Annotated in this window: 13 protein-coding genes; 6 read left to right on the top strand and 7 right to left on the bottom strand. The window is 70.4% G+C overall.

What is annotated here, in order from left to right; genetic code table 11:
- Window positions 1-54: 54 nt before the first annotated feature.
- Genes ACWELJ_RS18245 through trmB form a run of 3 tightly spaced genes read right to left on the bottom strand, consistent with a single transcriptional unit; the run spans window position 55 to window position 5,020 of the window.
- On the bottom strand, window positions 55-3,378 hold the full coding sequence (locus ACWELJ_RS18245) for an MMPL family transporter (protein ID WP_452367310.1): 3,324 nt from the start codon (window positions 3,376-3,378) through the stop codon (window positions 55-57).
- Window positions 3,378-4,148, bottom strand: coding sequence for an NYN domain-containing protein (locus ACWELJ_RS18240; protein ID WP_357094131.1), 771 nt, complete (start codon window positions 4,146-4,148; stop codon window positions 3,378-3,380). Before ACWELJ_RS18240 ends, ACWELJ_RS18245 begins: the two co-directional genes overlap by 1 nt.
- Window positions 4,145-5,020 carry a tRNA (guanosine(46)-N7)-methyltransferase TrmB gene (trmB, locus tag ACWELJ_RS18235; protein WP_452367309.1) on the bottom strand — a complete coding sequence of 292 codons (876 nt, stop codon included), beginning with the start codon at window positions 5,018-5,020 and terminating at the stop codon, window positions 4,145-4,147. Before trmB ends, ACWELJ_RS18240 begins: the two co-directional genes overlap by 4 nt.
- A 266-nt stretch (window positions 5,021-5,286) precedes the next feature.
- On the opposite strand from trmB, the gene ACWELJ_RS18230 reads away from it, so the two are divergent.
- The 3 genes from ACWELJ_RS18230 to ACWELJ_RS18220 all read left to right on the top strand — a co-directional run bounded on the left by ACWELJ_RS18230 (window position 5,287) and on the right by ACWELJ_RS18220 (window position 10,182).
- A complete protein-coding gene (locus ACWELJ_RS18230) occupies window positions 5,287-5,955 on the top strand; it encodes a hypothetical protein (RefSeq protein ID WP_452367308.1) in 669 nt (222 codons plus the stop codon).
- Between the two features lie 625 nt (window positions 5,956-6,580).
- Window positions 6,581-8,113 carry a hypothetical protein gene (locus ACWELJ_RS18225; protein ID WP_452367307.1) on the top strand — a complete coding sequence of 511 codons (1,533 nt, stop codon included), beginning with the start codon at window positions 6,581-6,583 and terminating at the stop codon, window positions 8,111-8,113.
- A 242-nt stretch (window positions 8,114-8,355) separates the two neighbouring features.
- Entirely contained in the window at window positions 8,356-10,182 is a 1,827-nt protein-coding gene (locus tag ACWELJ_RS18220) for a phosphoenolpyruvate carboxykinase (GTP) (protein WP_452367306.1), read from the top strand.
- A gap of 62 nt (window positions 10,183-10,244) precedes the next feature.
- On the opposite strand, the gene ACWELJ_RS18215 is transcribed toward ACWELJ_RS18220, so the two are convergent.
- Window positions 10,245-11,684, bottom strand: a complete 1,440-nt coding sequence (locus ACWELJ_RS18215) for an aldehyde dehydrogenase (protein WP_452367305.1) — start codon at window positions 11,682-11,684, stop codon at window positions 10,245-10,247.
- A 240-nt stretch (window positions 11,685-11,924) separates the two neighbouring features.
- On the opposite strand from ACWELJ_RS18215, the gene ACWELJ_RS18210 reads away from it, so the two are divergent.
- Together ACWELJ_RS18210 and ACWELJ_RS18205 are read left to right on the top strand one after the other, a co-directional pair.
- Window positions 11,925-12,128 (top strand): hypothetical protein, encoded by a 204-nt coding sequence (locus ACWELJ_RS18210; RefSeq protein ID WP_452367304.1) that lies wholly within the window; start codon window positions 11,925-11,927, stop codon window positions 12,126-12,128.
- Between the two features lie 202 nt (window positions 12,129-12,330).
- Window positions 12,331-12,633 (top strand): hypothetical protein, encoded by a 303-nt coding sequence (locus ACWELJ_RS18205; protein ID WP_452367303.1) that lies wholly within the window; start codon window positions 12,331-12,333, stop codon window positions 12,631-12,633.
- Between the two features lie 6 nt (window positions 12,634-12,639).
- On the opposite strand, the gene ACWELJ_RS18200 is transcribed toward ACWELJ_RS18205, so the two are convergent.
- A complete protein-coding gene (locus ACWELJ_RS18200; RefSeq protein WP_452367302.1) occupies window positions 12,640-13,431 on the bottom strand; it encodes a methyltransferase domain-containing protein in 792 nt (263 codons plus the stop codon).
- Window positions 13,432-13,567: 136 nt separating this feature from the next.
- Between ACWELJ_RS18200 and ACWELJ_RS18195 the strand changes: the two genes are divergently transcribed.
- Window positions 13,568-14,737, top strand: a complete 1,170-nt coding sequence (locus ACWELJ_RS18195; protein ID WP_452367301.1) for a glycosyltransferase family 4 protein — start codon at window positions 13,568-13,570, stop codon at window positions 14,735-14,737.
- 74 nt (window positions 14,738-14,811) lie between these two features.
- Here ACWELJ_RS18195 and ACWELJ_RS18190 read toward each other — a convergent pair whose 3' ends face one another.
- Both ACWELJ_RS18190 and ACWELJ_RS18185 read right to left on the bottom strand, forming a co-directional pair.
- Window positions 14,812-16,809 carry a hypothetical protein gene (locus ACWELJ_RS18190; protein ID WP_452367300.1) on the bottom strand — a complete coding sequence of 666 codons (1,998 nt, stop codon included), beginning with the start codon at window positions 16,807-16,809 and terminating at the stop codon, window positions 14,812-14,814.
- Window positions 16,810-16,818: 9 nt separating this feature from the next.
- Window positions 16,819-17,829: polysaccharide biosynthesis protein (locus ACWELJ_RS18185; protein ID WP_452367299.1), on the bottom strand; the 1,011-nt coding region annotated here is incomplete at its 5' end.

The raw sequence follows: 17,829 nt of genomic DNA, 5'->3' as shown, positions 1-17,829 counted from the left end.
CGAAAGAGGAAGGCCCGGCCGAGAATTCGGCCGGGCCTTTCCGCGTCTGGCGCGTCAGTCGTTGTTCTGGCGCCGCAGCAGTTCGTTGACGCTGACCTGCCGCCCCTCACCACCGCGGTGCTTGGCGTCGTCCTCGTCCGGCTTGCCGGGACTGCGCCGGGAGGTGCGCAGATCCGACATCCACTGTTCGATGCTGCTGCGCCCGCCGCCTTCCCCGGACTGCTCACCGGCCGCGTGGTGCGCCGGATGGTGTTCCGCGGGAGCGGCTTCCGGCGCGGGCGTGGGCTGCTCGCCCTCGGGCTGCGGCTGGTACAGCTGGGCCCGGGTGGCCGGATGCGGCGCGATCTTCGGCGCCGGCGGCGGCAGCACTCGGCCCGACCCGACCGTGGACGCGGGCGGCGTCGCCTCGGGCTGCGGTGCCGGGGGCACCTGGGTCACCGGCGGTGCGGGCTGCGAGATCGACGGCACCGAACTCGGTGGCGTGACCGGGGCGGGCGGGGGTGTGAAGCTCACGTCATGGCCGAATGACGGGCTCTCGGCGGGCGCGGCGGGCTGTTCCGGCTTCCGCTGCGGCAGTCCGGGGACGGAACCGCGCGCCGGCGAGGCGAAGTCGCCGATCGGGGTCACCGGACCGCGAGGGTCGGCGGACTCGGCGGGGCCGGCCGGGGCGACCGGCGGGACGGAACCGAGTTCGGTGGTCGGCGCTTCCGCCGCGGCCGCGCTGATCACCCGGCGCGGGGCGAGCGGCGGAACCGATTCCACGGGCGCGCCGTAGGTTTCCGACGCGGTGCCGAAGGTCTCCGCCGGCGTGCCGAAGGTCGCCTGGGCGCCGGGTTCGCTGATGCCCGCGGGCTTGGCGAAGGCCGGGGGCGGGGTGGTCGACGGGGTGACACCGAAGCCGGGACGCGCTGTGGCGGACGGGAATCCGGGCGCGGGGCGTTCCGGCTCCGGCGCGGGAGCGGCGCTCTCGGCCGGCTGCACCGGGTTCTCCGTCGGCTGCGGCGGGTTGTCGGCGGGCGGCGTGGCCTCCGCCGGCGTCACCGTGTCGATGCGCTGGGTCGGGGCCTCGCTGTCCACGTCGACCTTGCGGCGCGGGCGCGGCTTGCGCGGGCGCGCGGGCGTGGAGCCGTCGGCGACGATCGGGATCTGCATGGTGACCGGGTCGGTGATCGGAGTGGTCTTGACCAGGTCCACCACCTCGCCGCCACCGGGCCGCTCATCGTCGAGGATGGGCTCGCCCAGGCCGATCTTCTGCTGGACCTTCTTCATCCACTTGGGCGCCCACCAGCAGTCGTCGCCGAGCAGCTTCATGGTGGCCGGGACCAGCAGCATGCGCAGCACGGTCGCGTCGATGAACAGCGCCGACACCATGCCGTAGGCGATGTACTGCATCATCACCAGGTCGGAGAACGCGAACGCGCCCGTGACCACCAGCAGGATGAGCGCCGCCGCGGTGATGATGCGGCCGGTCTGCGCGGTGCCCGCGCGCACCGCCTCGGTGGTGCTCGCGCCCTGGGTGCGCGACTCCACCATGCGAGAGAGCAGGAACACCTCGTAGTCGATGGACAGGCCGTAGACCACGGAGATGATCAGCACCAGCACCGGCGACATGATCGGCTGCGGTGTGAAGTTCAGCAGGCCCGAGCCGTGACCGTCGATGAAGATCCAGGTCAGGATGCCGAGCGTGGAGCCCAGGCCGAGCGCGCTCATCAGCGCCGCCTTGATGGGCAGCACCAGCGAGCCGAAGGTGAGGAACATCAGGATGGTGGTCACCAGCACCACCAGCGCGATCATCAACGGCATCCGGTCCAGCAGCGCGCTGATCGAATCCTGTTCGATGGCGGGCTGACCGGTGACCATCATGTCGACGCCGTCGGGCACCTCCATGGCGCGTAGCGCGTCGATGGCGGCGGCCTTGTCCGCGCCCTTCTCCAGGCGGCCTTCCGAGACCCACACGTTGGAGCCGTTCGGCGGCCTCGACGGGATCTGGAACTTGCCGGTGGACAGCAGGCCGGGCGTAGTCGCGTTGGCCTCGCTGATCAGCGGCCCGACACTGCGCGAATCGTCGGTGACGATGACCAGCTGCAGCGGGTCGGACTTGCGCATCGGGAACACTTCGTCGAAGTGCTGCTGCGCCAGTCGGGTCGAATTGTCCGGCGGCAGATAGGTTTCCGAGATACCGCCGAACTGCAGGTTCTTCACCGGGATGATGAGCAGCAGCAGGCCGATGGTGATCGGGATGGCCACCTTCAGCGGGTGCTTCATCACCCACGCGGTCATCCGGCCCCAGAAGCCGTTCTCGATCTGCTCGGTGGTCTTCTCCTTGCGGAAACGCTTGAGGCCCAGGGCATCCACGCGCGGCCCGAGAATGGACAGCAGCGCGGGCAGGACGGTGAGCGCGGAGATGGCGGCCAGCGCGACGGTCGCGATGGTGCCGTACGCCACGGACTTCAGGAAGCCCTGCGGGAACAGCAGCATGCCGGCGCTGGCGGCGATGATCATGGTCGCCGAGAAGATGACTGTGCGGCCGGCGGTCTGCACCGTGCGCCGCACCGCCGATTTGGTGTCGTAGCCGTCGGCGACTTCCTCACGGAAGCGGCTGACTATGAACAGGCCGTAGTCGATGGCCAGGCCCAGGCCGATCATCGAAACCACCGGGGAGACGAACGAATTCACCTCGGTGAACTTCGTGATCCCCATGACGATGCCGTTCGCGCCGAGCACGGTGAGGCCACCGATGATCAGCGGCAGCGCGGCCGCGACGACACCGCCGAAGATGAAGAACAACAGCACCGCGACCACCGGGATCGCGATGATCTCCATGCGCTTCTGGTCCTGCGCCATGGTGTCGTTCAGGGTGCCCGCGATCGGCTGCATACCGCCGACCTCGACCGTCACGCCCGGAACGTCGAAGGCGTTCTTCACATTCCGGTAGTTGCGCATGATCTCGGTGTCGTTGTCGCCCTTGATGGCGACCGTCGCGAAGGCATGCTTGCGATCCGGGCTCACCGCCTGCGCCAGCTGCTGACCGGTCTCGGTCTTCCACGGTGACGCGTTGACCTGCGTGATCTCCGGGTGCTGCTTGGGCAGGTCGTTCAGCGACTGGATGATCTTCTGATTCCACGCCGGATCATCGACGGTGCCGCCGTCGGGCGCGGTGTACAGCAGCACCACGTCGCTGTTGTGGTCGCGGTTGTAAACCTTGTCCTTCAGCTGCGCGGCCGCGGTGGACTCCGAGGTCGGATCGTCCCATCCGCTGGAGCTGAGATGGTCCTCCAGCCCGAACCCGAACGCTCCCAACGAGAGCAGTGCGGCGACGACCACACCCAGAACGGTGTAGCGCAGCTTGTAGACCAGGTCGCCCCAGCGGGTGAACACTAAGCGACTCCTTGAGCGGGGCGGGAGGTGAGCAGGGCCGACAGCGGCCGGAACGGCTGCAGCCACGCACCCTCGTCGGGCAGCGAGTCGAGGCTGACCCTGGGCAGCGGTTCACGGAACACGCCCGGGATGTCCTCGAGGTCGATGAATTCGAGAATATCCGACGTGACGGCCCAACTCGCGTGCTCGCGGAAACCCAGTACCTGAACAGGCACGCCGGAAGCGGCGATCTCCTCGAGGGGCGCGCGGAACGCCTGCCCGTCGGCGGAGGCCACCATGATCCCGGCCAGTCCGGCGCCGCGGCGGCGTAGCTCGATGTGGCCGAGCATGTCGCTGTCCACATCGGAGTCTTCGTCGATCTTGGGTTTGGCGAAGACGGCGTAGCCGACATTGCGCAGTGCCTCGACCCAGGGTCGCACCACATCGGCGGTGCCGGGGGCGATATTGGTGAAGACGGTGGCCTCGGGCTCCACCCGGGTGGTGCTGCCCACCGACAGTTCGGCGGTGCGGGCCAGCAGCCAGCGGCCCAGCGCGTCGAAGCGTGGGCGGTAGGCGGCGGTGGGGCGGCCGCCGAGGATGGCGCCCAGGCCCATATCGAGATTCGGTGCATCCCAGACCAACAGCACGCGGCGTACGTCGGTGGCGGTGCCGCCAATGGCTACGGCTGCGTTGCCGTGGAGCCCGGTGGTGCCCTGTAGTCCGGTCGAGTCGCCGCCGTGCATTATTCCGGCAACTTCCGCGACCTCCGGGGTCATCTCACTGACGCTCATGATTCGATCTTCCCCCAGATGAACTCGGTGATGGCGCTACCCGCGCGGAGTCCTTTGTTTTCGAACTTGGTAATCGGACGTTCGAAACCAATCGGTGCCTTGTTTCGATACGCCTCGGGGTCCCCGCCGGTCGGCTCGTTCATGCCGATGAGCTGGGGTTCCGCATTGCCGTACAGGCCGATCCACTCGGCGTAGTCCGCGTGGTCGGTCGCGACGTGCAACACGCCGCCCGGAATCAGCCGACTTGCGATGAGTGCGAAGGTTTCCGGCTGCAGCAGCCGCCGCTTGTGATGGCGGGCCTTGGGCCACGGGTCCGGAAAGAACACGCGCACACCCGTCAGCGATTCGGGAGCAATCATATTTTCCAGGACATCCACGGCATCGCCGCGCAGCAGCCGGAGGTTGTCGATGCCCTCCCGCTCCACCCGCTGCACCAGCTGCGCCAGACCCGGCTTGTAGACCTCGATGCCGACCAGGTTGAACTCCGGCTCGGCCTGCGCCATGGCCGCCGTGGCCGTGCCGGTGCCGCAGCCGATCTCGATGATCAGCGGGGCCGAACGGCCGAACCAGGCGTCCGCGTCCAGCTTTTCGTCGGATACGTCCTTGCCGATCACCGGCCACACCCGATCCCAGGCGTCCTGGCGCGCGGGCGACACCGCGCCGCGCCGGGCCCGGAAACTGGTGACCCGGGGATAGAGCCGGTTGCCGCCCACGGGGCGCTCGCGGCCGGCGGTCTGCTCCGACTCGGCGGCAGTGTGCTCCGCCTCGGCGGCGGGGTTCTCCGGGTGACCGGGGTCACCCGCGGAGTCGGCGGACCGCGGCCCGGGAGCTGGCTGGGCAGAGGGGTTCGCGGCGTCGTTCACGGCGTCCATTGTCCAGTATTCGATCCTTAGCGCAGCAATCGACCACGGGTTCCGGTGGCCAAGATCAATCCGGCTGCCAGGCCCGACGCCACGCCGGACACACCGCCGCGACCACCTGCGATGGCGACCGCACGGTGACTCACCTTGCGGTAGTTGCCATTTCCACCACCCGCCGAAGGGTGGTTTCGGCCCGCCTCACCGACCGCACGGTCTTGATTGTGGGTTCCGTGAGAGTTTTCCGCCCCACCCCGGCATCCGCCCGATACGCTGCCCGCGTGCCGCCCGGGCGTACGCCGCGCATCCAGGTCACCGGCCGCGCCCGCGCCGGAAAAACCACCCTCCGCGGCGCCCTGTCCCTGCTCACCGCCGAGGAAACCCGGTCGATCGACCAGCCTGGGCATCCGGCCCCGATCCTCGACGCCGACCTTCTCCTCTATGTCCTCCCCGGCCTGGCCGACCGCGCGGACCGCCGCGCCCTCGCCACCCTGCCCGCGGACCGGACCCTCGTCGCACTGAACAAGGCCGACGCCATCGGCATCCGCTGGTCCGACGCGGCCACCGCCGCCGAGACCCTCGCCACCGACCTCGGCCTGCCCGTCTTCCCGGTGGTCGCCACCCTCGCCGCGCGCACCCGCGCGGGCGCCCTCACCGATACCGATCTGACCACCCTGCACCGGCACCGCGACGACCCGGACCCATCCCGCACCCTGTCCCACGACCTCTTCCTCGCCCCGGAGATCGCCCCCGGCCGCGACGCTCGCCGCGTCCTGCTCGACCGCTGGGACCTGTACGGCGTCTCGTGCGCCTTGACCGCCCTTCGGCACGCCCCGCGTCTCCCGGCCCGGCTCCTGCTCCAAATCCTGCACTGCGCCAGCGGAATCGACCCGCTCCACCGCGAACTGCACCGCCGCTACGAAGCCGCCGCGGCCGAGCCGGCCGAATGATCCGACTCGCGACGGACGATCCGCCGTGGCCCCGCCGAGATCGGCGACCGGGCCGAATGCGTCGACCGGGCAAGCCGAACGCATCGGCGGGAACGAATCAGCGGTATTGATGCCAGCACACCGTCCCACCGAACCACCGCTCCCGCGGCCGGACTCGGATCCGCCACCGCCGGATACCCTCCCCGCGGCCTCCGAGGTGACGGCCCGAGCCGCGGAACCCGTTGCGGCGCGGCCTGAAACGGGTACCGGCAGCGAGCGGAACCCGCTGACCGCGGGCCATGGCCTCGCATTGCCGCCGCCGGTCCGAGTCTCCGCGACGCGAGACCCGCTGCCGATCCCGGCCCCGAGCCGCTGGCGGGTCACCGGGCCCGGAGCGCAGCCCACAGCCCAGGTGCCGGCCGGAGACGGTGGCCTCGACCTGCCGCCGTTGATCCGGACCGCCGCGAGCGAGCCGAACGCGCCGGTGACGGCCGAACCCGCGACCGGGCCGGGTCCCGATGCGCACGGTGACCGCGGGCACCGGAGTCGGCGACAGCGGCAGCCTGCGGAGGTCGATCTCATCGCCGGGCTGCCGGAGGGCCGGCGCCGCCCTGGGGCCGGGGTAGGCGAAGCCGGCCCGGACCCGGTGCCGAGAGCGTTGCCCGAGGCCGCGGAATCCGTTGTCATGCGCTGGAATCCGCACGGGCTGGCGTTGCTGCGCGGAATGACGGTCCCGGACCCGCCGGCGTCCCCGGCGGTCGCGCTCATCGCCGCGGACGAATCCCTCGCCGCCGCGTTGCGGGTGGAGCTGGCCCGGTTCCAGCCGCGCCTCGACCTCATCGTCACCGGCGGCGCGGCGGATGGCGGCCGGGTGGCCGACGCCGTGCTCAGCGCTGGAACCGATGCGCCCGACGCGAACGATGGCGACGACGCGAGGTCCCGGCCGCACCGTGTGGCGCTGGTCGTACTCGATGCCGGTGCGCTGATCGGCGGAGAGCTGCTGGGCCGGGTGCGGGGATTGCGGGCCGACGGCACGCGGATCGTCTTCGCGCTCGACGGGATTCACGCGCACCGCGAGTGGCGGGAGGTGCGGAAGCTGGACGCGGAGTTACTCGAGGTGGCCGGGGCCGGCGGGGACGAGATCGTGCCGGTATCGGGGCGGATGGCGGCGGTCGGGCGGGTGGCGGGGGACGCGGCGCTGGTGGATCGGTCGGGGCTGGGGTTGTTGCACGCCAGGTTGGTGGCGGCGGCGGGGGCGGGCGCGGTCGGGGATCAGGTGGCGATCGTGCGGGAGCGGGTGCTGGCGGAGACGCGGCGGCGGATTCGGGAGCAGCTGGAGACGGTCCGCGACGGGCGGGACGTGGCGGGGTTGCGGGCGGAGCGGGCGCGGTTGCTGGCGGTGGGGGACGGCGGCCGGGGAGCGGCGATGAGCGTGGTGCGGAATCGGGCGCAGCTGGCTCGGGTGGAGCTGTTGCACGAGGTGGGGGCGCGGATTCGGGGGTTGAACGGCGAGTTGCGGGATGAGATCGACGGGTTGGCGCGGAATGCGCTCGCCGAATTTCCGGTGCGCGTCGCCGAATGTGTGGAAAAGCTCACACAAGAGTTTGATCGGATGATTCGGGTCCGGATCGGCGAATTGTGCCGTCAGGTCGAGGAATCCGTCGCGGCGGAATGGCATATATCTTTTCCGGACCCGGCGGATCGGGTGGCGCGGGCGGCCCCGACGCCGGGACCGCGGCCGCGGGGCGTGGAGGACCATCTGGTGATCGTGCTGGGGGCGTCGGCGGGGTTCGGGCTGGGCCGGCTGCTGGTGGCGCCGCTGGCTCTGCTGCAGGGTTTCGACTACGCGATCATGCCGATCAGTCTGGTACTCGGTGCCGCGGGCGCGGCCTGGGTGGTGCGGGCCCGCCGCCGCCTCGCCCACGGTGCTCACCTGCGGCGATGGGTCGCCGACGCGCTGGTCGACGCCCGTGCGGGCCTGGAACAACGGGTCGCCACCGCCCTGGTGGACGCCGAGGAACGGCTCACCGACGAGGTGCTCGGCAGGGCCGCCGCCCGCATGGTCGAAACCGATTTGCGGGTCGGTGAATTGGAGGCGCAATTGCGGCAGGCGGCGCAGCGGCGACCCGCTCTGCTGCGGGCCTGTGATCGTGACCTGGCCGCACTCGAATTCGGATAGCGGCTGGTCGGAGGTTTCGACCCGGTACCGACTGGACAACCCGATTCCGTACAGCGCGATATATGGCGTTAACCTCTATGGCAGGAACTAGGGCATCCGCCGTGTTCCTGTACGTGCGTCCAGCCGGTATGGGCGCACGTTCGGGACCGACGGGAGCCTTGCCGCAATTGGTGGCACTCGGTGTCGCGAGCCGCGCTCCTCGGCTCGAGGCTATCGGGGCCGCCCATCTCAGGAGAGTTTTCATGACCTCAGCGACCATTCCTGGTCTTCACGATGGCACCGCGCCCACCGAGCACAAGGAACTGCTTGCCTGGGTACAGGAGGTCGCAGAACTCACCCAGCCCGACCGCGTGGTGTGGTCGGATGGGTCCGAGGAGGAAGCGGTCCGCCTCTCCGAGCAGCTGGTCGCCGCCGGCACCTTCAAGAAGCTGAACGAGGCGAAGAAGCCCAACTCCTACCTGGCGCTCTCCGACCCCTCCGATGTGGCCCGCGTCGAATCGCGCACCTACATCTGCTCCAAGAGCGAGGCCGACGCCGGTCCGACCAACAACTGGGTCGACCCGACCGAGATGCGCGCCACCATGACCGAGCTGTACCGCGGCTCCATGAAGGGCCGCACCATGTACGTGGTGCCCTTCTGCATGGGCCCGCTCGGCGCCGATGACCCCAAGCTGGGCGTCGAGATCACCGACTCCGAGTACGTCGTGGTCTCCATGCGCGTGATGACCCGCGCCGGCCAGGCCGCCCTCGAGAAGCTGGGCACCGACCGCCCCTTCGTGAAGGCGCTGCACTCCGTGGGCGCCCCGCTCGCCGAGGGCCAGGCCGACGTGCCGTGGCCGTGCAACGACACCAAGTACATCACCCACTTCCCCGAGGACCGCGAGATCTGGTCCTACGGTTCGGGTTACGGCGGCAACGCGCTGCTGGGCAAGAAGTGCTACTCGCTGCGCATCGCCTCGGCGATGGCGCACGACGAGGGCTGGCTGGCCGAGCACATGCTGATCCTCAAGCTGATCTCGCCCGAGAACAAGGCCTACTACATCGCCGCCGCGTTCCCGTCGGCCTGTGGCAAGACCAACCTCGCCATGATCCAGCCGACCATCCCGGGCTGGCGCGCCGAGACCCTCGGTGACGACATCGCGTGGATGCGCTTCGGCGCGGACGGCCGACTATATGCCGTCAACCCCGAGTTCGGCTTCTTCGGTGTCGCCCCCGGCACCAACCACAGCTCGAACCCGAACGCCATGGCCACCATGGAGGCCGGCAACACCGTCTACACCAACGTCGCCCTCACCGACGACAACGATGTGTGGTGGGAGGGCCTGGAGGGCACTCCGGACCACCTCATCGACTGGAAGGGCAACGACTGGTTCGAGCGCGAGTCGGAAACCCTGGCCGCGCACCCGAACTCGCGTTACTGCACCCCGATGTCGCAGTGCCCGACCCTGGCCCCCGAGTGGGACGACCCGCAGGGCGTGCCGATCTCGGCCATCCTGTTCGGCGGTCGCCGCAAGACCACCATCCCGCTGGTGACCGAGTCCTTCGACTGGCAGCACGGCGTGTTCATGGGCTCGACCGTGGGCTCCGAGCAGACCGCCGCCGCCGAGGGCAAGGTCGGCACCGTCCGCCGCGACCCGATGGCCATGCTGCCGTTCATGGGCTACCACGTGGGTGACTACCTCAACCACTGGATCACCCTCGGCAAGAACGCCGACGCCCAGGCGCTGCCGAAGATCTTCTACGTCAACTGGTTCCGCCGTGGCGACGACGGCCGCTTCCTGTGGCCCGGATTCGGCGAGAACTCCCGCGTGCTGGAGTGGATCGTCGGCCGCATCGAGGGCCGCTCCGAGGCCACCGCCACCCCGATCGGCAATGTGCCGGTCGCGGCCAACCTCGACCTCGAGGGCCTGGACGTGACGGCCGCCGACGTCGACGAGGCCCTCGCGGTCAATGTCGAGGAGTGGAAGAACGAGCTGCCCTCGATCGAGGAGTGGTTCCAGTTCATCGGCGACAAGCTGCCTTCGGGCCTGCGCGACGAGTTCGAGGCGCTGAAGCAGCGTCTCGCGTAAGACCGAACGAAAAAGGCTCGCCCGCACAGGTTGTGCGGGCGAGCCTTTTGTTCTTCAGCTGGTTACGCGCTGTACCCCATGGGCATCAGTAGGGACTTGGTCTCGCAGTAGGCGTCGAGGCCCTCGGGGCCGTTCTCGCGGCCGATGCCGGAGGTCTTGTAGCCGCCGAAGGGCGCGCACGCGTCGAAGGCGTACCAGTTGATGGCGTAGGTGCCGGTGCGGACCTTCGCGGCGACGCTCGCGCCGTGCTCGATGTCGGCGGTCCAGACCGAGCCGGCGAGGCCGTAGTCGCTGTCGTTGGCGATGGCGATGGCCTCCTCCTCGGTGTCGTAGGGCAGCACCGACAGGACCGGGCCGAAGATCTCCTCGCGGGCGATGGTCATGGCGTTGTCCACGTCGGCGAAGACGGTGGGCTGCACGTACCAGCCGGGCAGATCGTCGGGGCGGCCGCCGCCGCGGATCAGGCGCGCGCCCTCGTCCTTGCCCTTGGCGATGTAGCCTTCGACGCGCTCGCGCTGCGCCTTCGAGATCAGCGGGCCGAGCTGCGCTGCCGGATCGTCGGGCAGGCCGACCGGGAACAGGTCGACGGCCGCGGTGAGGGCTTCGAGGATCTCGTCGTAGCGGCCGCGCGGGGCGAGGATGCGGGTCTGGGCGACGCAGGCCTGGCCGCTGTTCATCAGCCCGGAGAAGGCCAGCTGCGGCATGGCGGTGATGTCCATGTCGGGCAACAGGATCGCGGCCGACTTGCCGCCCAGCTCCAGCGAACAGCGCTTGAGCTGGCTGCCCGCGATACTCGCGATCTTGCGGCCGACCGCCGAGCTGCCGGTGAAGGTCACCTTGTCGACGCCGGGGTGGGAGACCAGGTACTCGGAGGCGTCGGCCTCGGCGGGCAGCACCGAGAGCACGCCCTCCGGCAGGCCGGCCTCGGCGAAGATGTCGGCCAGCAGGTTGGCGGCCAGCGGGGTCAGCGGCGCGGGCTTGAGGACGACGCTGCAGCCGGCCAGCAGCGCGGGCGCGAGCTTGTTGATGGCCAGGAAGATGGGGACGTTCCAGGCGATGACGGCGGCGACCACGCCGACCGGTTCGCGCGAGACGCGGCTGGTGCCGAACAGGCCGGTGCGGGTCTCGGTCCAGGGGAAGGACTTTCCGAGGCCGGCGTAGTAGTCGAGGGTGGCGCGGCCGGAGACGTAGTTGAGGGTGCTGGCGGCCATCGGCGGCGCACCGGTCTCGGCGGACAGCGCGTTGGCGAGGTCCCCGGACTTCTGGTCCAGCAGCGCGACGACGCGGGACAGCAGGGCGGCGCGTTCCTCGGGCGGGGTGGCGGGCCAGGGTCCGCTGTCGAAGGCCCGGCGGGCCGCGGCGACCGCGGCGTCCACGTCGGCGCGGGTGACGACGGGCACGCTGCCGACGGTTTCCAGGGTTGCGGGCGAGACGATGGTGAGGGTGTCGGTGCCGGCCGGCTCGGTCCAGCGGCCACCGATGAACAGACTCTGGTACTCCATGAGAACACGTTACAGTTTTGCGCCTGTGGTTGTCCGCGTCCCGGTGCGTCGAGGTCCCGCTGAACGGGATTTTCTTTGAAATTAGACCCCACGGTTTCTAAGCACCCTTGTTACCGGCGAGGTAATCCGCGGTTTGAAATCTTGGTTGCCCGGCGGTGGCCTATGCTCGGGTCGGTACACCTTTCTCCACCATTTCGGTCGGTTGCTATCACATAGCTCTTCGAAAGGTAGATCCCCCGCATGGCTGATACGCGGTTCGATGACTTCCTGCTCGGCGAGTTGTCCGACATCGACTCTCCGGCGATCAGCACTCCGATGCAGCGGGCCGCGGGCCAGTTGCAGCGGGTACTGCCGCCGGGCTGGCGGGTCGAGGTCGTGGAGGCGACCTATCCGACTGTCCGGAAAGGGCAACCCGCGCTGCGGCTTCTGATGCCGCAGGACTGATCACGTCGGACACGCAGTGGCGCAAGCACTTCCGCATACTCGCGGCAAATCGTCAGCACTCCTAACTATCGAATCCCGACCTGTCGGTTCTGTTTTCGCCGAACGCACTATTGCATTCGGCAGCCGTAGCGAGCATGCTTTATAGCTACCGTGGATAGCTCGCACGTAACATGAACCGTTACCGCACAGGGGAGTCCGAGTCATGGCGGTGCAAGTGGTCGGCAGAGCGCTGATGACCAGCGATCTCACGCCGCATCAGGCGAAAAGCGTCGGCGCGGGCGGTTGGGTGGTGTCCTTCCTACCCGGCCGGACCCTCACCACGGCGCAAGCCACCGCCGCATTACTCGCGGCCGAGGCGGTTGCCACCGTGAACGACCTCGCCGGTCAGGTCGGCCTGACCGCGATGGAGACGGTGGGATTGGCTATCCAGGAGTCACCGTGGGGCGAACCCGAAGCCTGCACCGGCTTCCGCCGCGTGTGGCGGCGCGGCCTCTCCCTCCGCTGAACCGGGTCAGCGCGGCCGCTTAGCGGCCACCACCACCAGGTTGCTGACCAGCAGCTCCCGCAGCACGGGCACCCGAACGACCCACCATGCCCAGCGCGGGTGGTAACGCGGGAACACCGCCAGGATCTCGATATCGTCCGGCGTCTCCGCCGCCCAGCGCACGCCCTCGGCCGCGCTGACCGCGAACAGCGAACGCCCGAAACGGTTCTTCGGCTCCCGCCCGTGCTTGCGGCGATACCGTCGGGCCGCGTACTCCCCGCCCAGGTAATGCCATGGCCCCGTCTCGTGCCCGCCGAACGGGCCGTGCCACACCGTGTACGAAAACACCATGAGGCCACCGGGTTTCGTCACCCGCAGCATCTCCGCCGCCATCACCCACGGTTGCGGCACATGCTCGGCCACATTCGAGGAGACACACACCTCCACCGCGTCGTCGCGGAACGGCAGCGCCATCCCGGAACCGCGCACCGCGCCCGCCACCCGCAATCCGGCCGCGTGCATCTCCGAGGGATCCGGCTCGACCGGGAGATAGCGCGCGCCCGCGCGCCCGAACTCGTCCGCGAAGTAGCCGGGCCCGCCGCCCACGTCCAGCACCACGGTGCCGCGCAGCGACTGCCCGGTCAGATCGCGGTAGAAGTCCGACACCAGCTCGGCCGTATCGGTGGCCACACCGCCGTAGAACACGGCGGGATCGGTCTGCTCGAACCGGAAGCTCCCCAGCAGCCGCAGTGAACGCCGCAGGGTCGCTCGGCGAGCGAATCGCGGGCGGCGCACTCTGGTCTGATCGGCTCGAAGCACGGCGGCAAGTGTCTCACGCGGCGAATCGCGGGCTTTCGCAGGTCGGATCGGCACTGCCGGCCCGAGACCGATCGGCTCGCTATATGGTGGAGCCCATTGTCTGTCCGTCCCCGACCGTGCCCCTGGAGATTCGCCCGTGCGTGAAGTGCTGCTGCTGTGCTGGCGCGACACCGGGCATCCGCAGGGCGGTGGGAGTGAACGGTATCTGGAGCGGGTCGGCGCGCAACTGGCCGCGCGCGGTGTGAAGGTGACGCTGCGGACCGCCGGGTATCCGGGCGCGGCGCGGCGGGAATCGGTCGACGGGATCGAGATCAGTCGTGGCGGGGGACGGTTCACCGTGTACCCGCGGGCGCTGGCCGCCATCGCGCTCGGGCGGATCGGGCTCGGACCGCTCGCGGGGCTGCGGCCCGACGCGGTCATCGACACCCAGAACGGGATCCCCTTCTTCGCGCGCACGGTGACGGCCGCGCCCACCGTGGTGCTGGTGCATCACGGGCATCGGGAGCAGTGGCCGGTGGCCGGGCGGCTGGTCGGCCGGATCGGGTGGTGGATCGAATCACGGCTCTCGCCGCGCGTCCACCGGGGCGACCAGTACCTGACGGTGTCGCTGCCCTCCGCCGAGGAGCTCACCGCGCTCGGCGTGGAGGCGCGGCGGATCGCGGTGGTGCGCAATGGTGCGGAGCCCATCCCCGAGTGCGTGCCCGCGGGCGGCGAATCCACCCGCACGCCGCATCCGAGCATCGTGGTGCTCTCGCGGCTGGTGCCGCACAAGCAGATCGAGGACGCCATGGCCGCGGTCGCCGGACTGCGCGACAGCGTTCCCGGCCTGCGCCTGGACGTGGTCGGCGGCGGCTGGTGGGACGAGAACCTGCGCGCGCACGCCCGCGAACTCGGCATCGCCGACGCCGTCACCTTCCACGGGCACGTCGACGAGGACGAGAAGCATCGACTGCTGGCCCGCGCCTGGGTGCACGTGCTGCCCTCCCGCAAGGAGGGCTGGGGACTGGCCGTCATCGAAGCCGCCCAGCACGGGGTGCCGACCGTCGGGTACCGCAGTTCGCGCGGGCTCACCGATTCCGTCGTGGACGGCGTCACCGGACTGCTGGTCGACGATTCGGCCCAGTTGACCGAGGCCGTCGGGGAATTGCTCCGCGACGGCGAAGCGCGCACCGTGCTGGGGGAGAAGGCGCGGGCGCGGGCTCGCGAATTCTCCTGGGAGCAAACCGGGAACGGCGTCTACGAGGTGTTGTCCGCGGTGACGCGCGGTGAGCGGGTCAGCGGACTCATCGCCCCCGCGCGAGTCTGATTCGCGCACACCGCGATCGCGTAGTGCGCGGATTCGGCGAAGTCCGGACGGGCGGCGGCGATCGTTTCTAGCATCTAGGCATGTGGATCATCGTCGTCATCGCGCTGATCAGTGTCGTCGTGATCGGTGCCGGATTCGCGCTCGGCTTTCCGAAGGAATGAGCCGCGCCGCGCCGAAACGATTGCGGCGGTGACGAATCCGCCGACCAGCAGGGCCGCCCACAGCAGATGCGCGGCCCCGGCGACGCGGCGGCTGCCCGCCGAAGCCTCGTGCGCGGCGATCTCGCCGGGTACCCGATACAGCTGGACGTCGCGATCGCTGTAGACCGGAGTCAGCTGGGCCAGAACATTTTTCGAATCCCCCAACGGCCCGGGCGTGCCTCCTTCGACCAGCACCCAGCCCACCCCGAGTCCCGCGAGTTCTCGCACCGATCCACCGTGCAGCAGCAGACTCTCCGCCTTGCGCGCCCGCGCGCCCTCACCGGCCACGCTGCCGCCGCGCACCGGAAGCTCCCCGGTCTGCAACACATCTCGCGGCAGCATGCGCGGCGCGGGATCCAGCACGGGCGCACTCCCGGAATACCGGAACTTCCGGAACATTCCGCCCGGCAGCACCGCCACGTCACCGGGCGCCCCCACCTGCGCCGCCACCCGCTCCCAGCCCGCCGGGTACCGCACCGGTCGCAGCGCACCGGAGACACCCCACGCCATATCCGGCAATGCCAGCAGCGCGATCACAATGAAAAGCACTGCGGCCCCGCCGGTCCGAGCTCGCCCGGTCGCGGTCGCCCCGTCCGCGACCGTCCGGGCGATCCACCGCCCCACCGTCAGACACCCCGCCGCGACGCACAGCGCGTACGCGGGCATCGCCAGCGCCACGAACTTCTGCGTATCCCGCAGCAGTCCCGCGCCCGGCACCTCGCGCACCAGGAACTCACCCACCGCCAAACCCCACACGGTCGCCCCGAGCGCGGGAAGCACGATGGCCGCGACCCCCAGCCCGACCAGCCGCCGTCGGACAACCCGTCCGGCATCGCGCCCCGAACTCAGCTCCGGCGCACCGCTTTCCGGCGCATCGCCCGCGGATGCGCCACCGCTCACCGATGATCCGGCCCGCGCCGTGACCGCGCCGGTATCCGCGCCGCCACCCGCGACCACCGAACGCACCCCGGCCGCGACCAGTCCGAGCAGAAGAATCGTCCCCACCAGCGCGAAAAACGTTGTGCGCGACGCGGGAACCGCGGTGCCGTTCCAAATACCGCCCAACCCGGCAAGGCTGCCCAACGTGCCGAGCCAGGGTTCCGCGCGCGCCGCGAAGGCCGCGACCCCCGCCGGATCCGATGGCTCCGCCCCCGTCCCCGACAGAACCGTGGCGGTCAGCCACGGCGCCGCCGAGAGCATCCAGAGCGCCACCGTCCCAACCACATTCCTGCGCCCCACCAATAGAATCGCCACCACCCCGGCCAGCAAGGACCCGGTCGGGGTCAGCCCGGCCGCCGCGAAACACCCCGCGATCCCGGCCCACACGCCCATTGCCCGCACCCGCCCGGCGGGCGACCTCGGAGCGGCGCGATCACCGGATCGGGTGGGGTGGGGATCGGGGTCGGCGCGTAATCGCCAGGCGAGCAGGGCGATCCAGGGCAGGGTGGCGTAGCCGGTCAGCAGGCTCCAATGGCCTTGTAGCAGGCGTTCGGCCACGTACGGGTTCCAGATGGCGACGGTGGCCGCGACGAGTCGCGGCCCGAGGGAGACGTGCAGCAGCTCCCGGGCGAGGACGGCCGCGCCCCAGCCGGCGAGCCAGATGGCGGCCAGCAGAATGGCTTTGACGAGGACACCGCCATCGACGACGGCCGACAGGGTGGCGATCAGCGCGTCCTGGGGGACGGCGCGCGGGGCGGCGTCGCCCAGGCCGAGAGCGGAGTCGGTGAGGTAGGAGCGGGGTGTGCTGACCGCGTCGCGCAGCAGCAGGTAACCGGGTCCCAGCAGTGGGCCCAGCACGATCGATGCCAGCACCAGGCTGTACGCGGCGGGCACCGCCGCGGCCCGACTCCGCTTCCGGCGCTGAATGCTCACCCCGGAACCCTACGTCCCGCTCGGGTCGAGATCGGGGACGCGTGAAGCACTCTCGCCCGTCTCGGGCGCGGTGCGCAGTGCGATACCCGTGATGATCACCGTCGTCGCGGCCGCGGTCGCCGTCGCGATGACGATCAGCGAGAGGACCGAGTGGGCGCTGGTCAGCATGACCACGACCCCGATGCCCAGGCCGATCCAGGTGATCGCCGCCGGCGCGGTCCGATCCGCCGCGATGGCCGACAGCAGCGCGACCTGCAGGACCGCCAGCAGCGCGCCTTCGAGCGCGAACAGCCACAGCAGCCCTTGGATCGGCGCGTAGTCCCGCCCCGCGAACAGCGGTGCCAGCGGCGCGGCCACCGCGGCCCCGGCGACCGTGACCGCCCCGATTCCGACCAGCACGGCGAGCGCCGATCGCATGGCGCGCGCGGAGTGCTGCGGCTGCGCCATCTTCGGATACAGGACCACGCCGACCGCCTGGGGCAGCCAGAACGCGATCTTCGCGGCGATCGCCCCCAGCGCGTACCGCCCGGCATCGTTCTCGTCGAGCACGATTCGCGACACCAGCAGATCCGCCGCCGACAGCGCGGTCAGCGCCGCCTGCACCTGCACCGCCCGGAACACCGCGGCCACCCCGAGCCCCCAGGTCTCGGCCCGACCCGGTGTGGCGGGGGCGGAAGCCGTCCGCGCGGCGATCCCGCGAGCCGCCACCACCGCGACGGCGGTACCGCCCGCGCCGGCCCACAAGGCGGGCGCGGGGCCGTATCCGCAGGCCAGCACGATCAGGGCCGGTGCGATCCGCAGGATCGCGGCCCCGCCCAGGACCGTGGCGAGCTCCCGGAATCGGCTGTGGCCCTGCACGATCCCTTGCTCACCGGCGAGCAGCACCAGCAGCGGCGCGGTGCACATCGCACCCGCCGAGGCGGCGAAGCCGACCTTCAACACCGCGCTGACGACCGGCACCAGGACCACCGCGCCCGCGGCGACCCAGCCGGCGCACCGCCAGGCCAGCGCGCGTGCGGC

The organism is Nocardia sp. NPDC004582, assembly GCF_053602115.1.
This window is presented reverse-complemented; position numbering and strand designations above follow the sequence as displayed.

Excerpts from the sequence above, each read along its gene's own strand:
- ACWELJ_RS18205 (WP_452367303.1), top strand. The coding sequence starts at position 12,331 with ATGGCGGTGCAAGTGGTCGGCAGAGCGCTGATGACCAGCGATCTCACG.
- ACWELJ_RS18240 (WP_357094131.1), bottom strand. The coding sequence starts at position 4,148 with ATGAGCGTCAGTGAGATGACCCCGGAGGTCGCGGAAGTTGCCGGAATA.
- ACWELJ_RS18215 (WP_452367305.1), bottom strand. The coding sequence starts at position 11,684 with ATGGAGTACCAGAGTCTGTTCATCGGTGGCCGCTGGACCGAGCCGGCC.
- ACWELJ_RS18210 (WP_452367304.1), top strand. The coding sequence starts at position 11,925 with ATGGCTGATACGCGGTTCGATGACTTCCTGCTCGGCGAGTTGTCCGAC.
- trmB (WP_452367309.1), bottom strand. The coding sequence starts at position 5,020 with ATGGACGCCGTGAACGACGCCGCGAACCCCTCTGCCCAGCCAGCTCCC.
- ACWELJ_RS18220 (WP_452367306.1), top strand. The coding sequence starts at position 8,356 with ATGACCTCAGCGACCATTCCTGGTCTTCACGATGGCACCGCGCCCACC.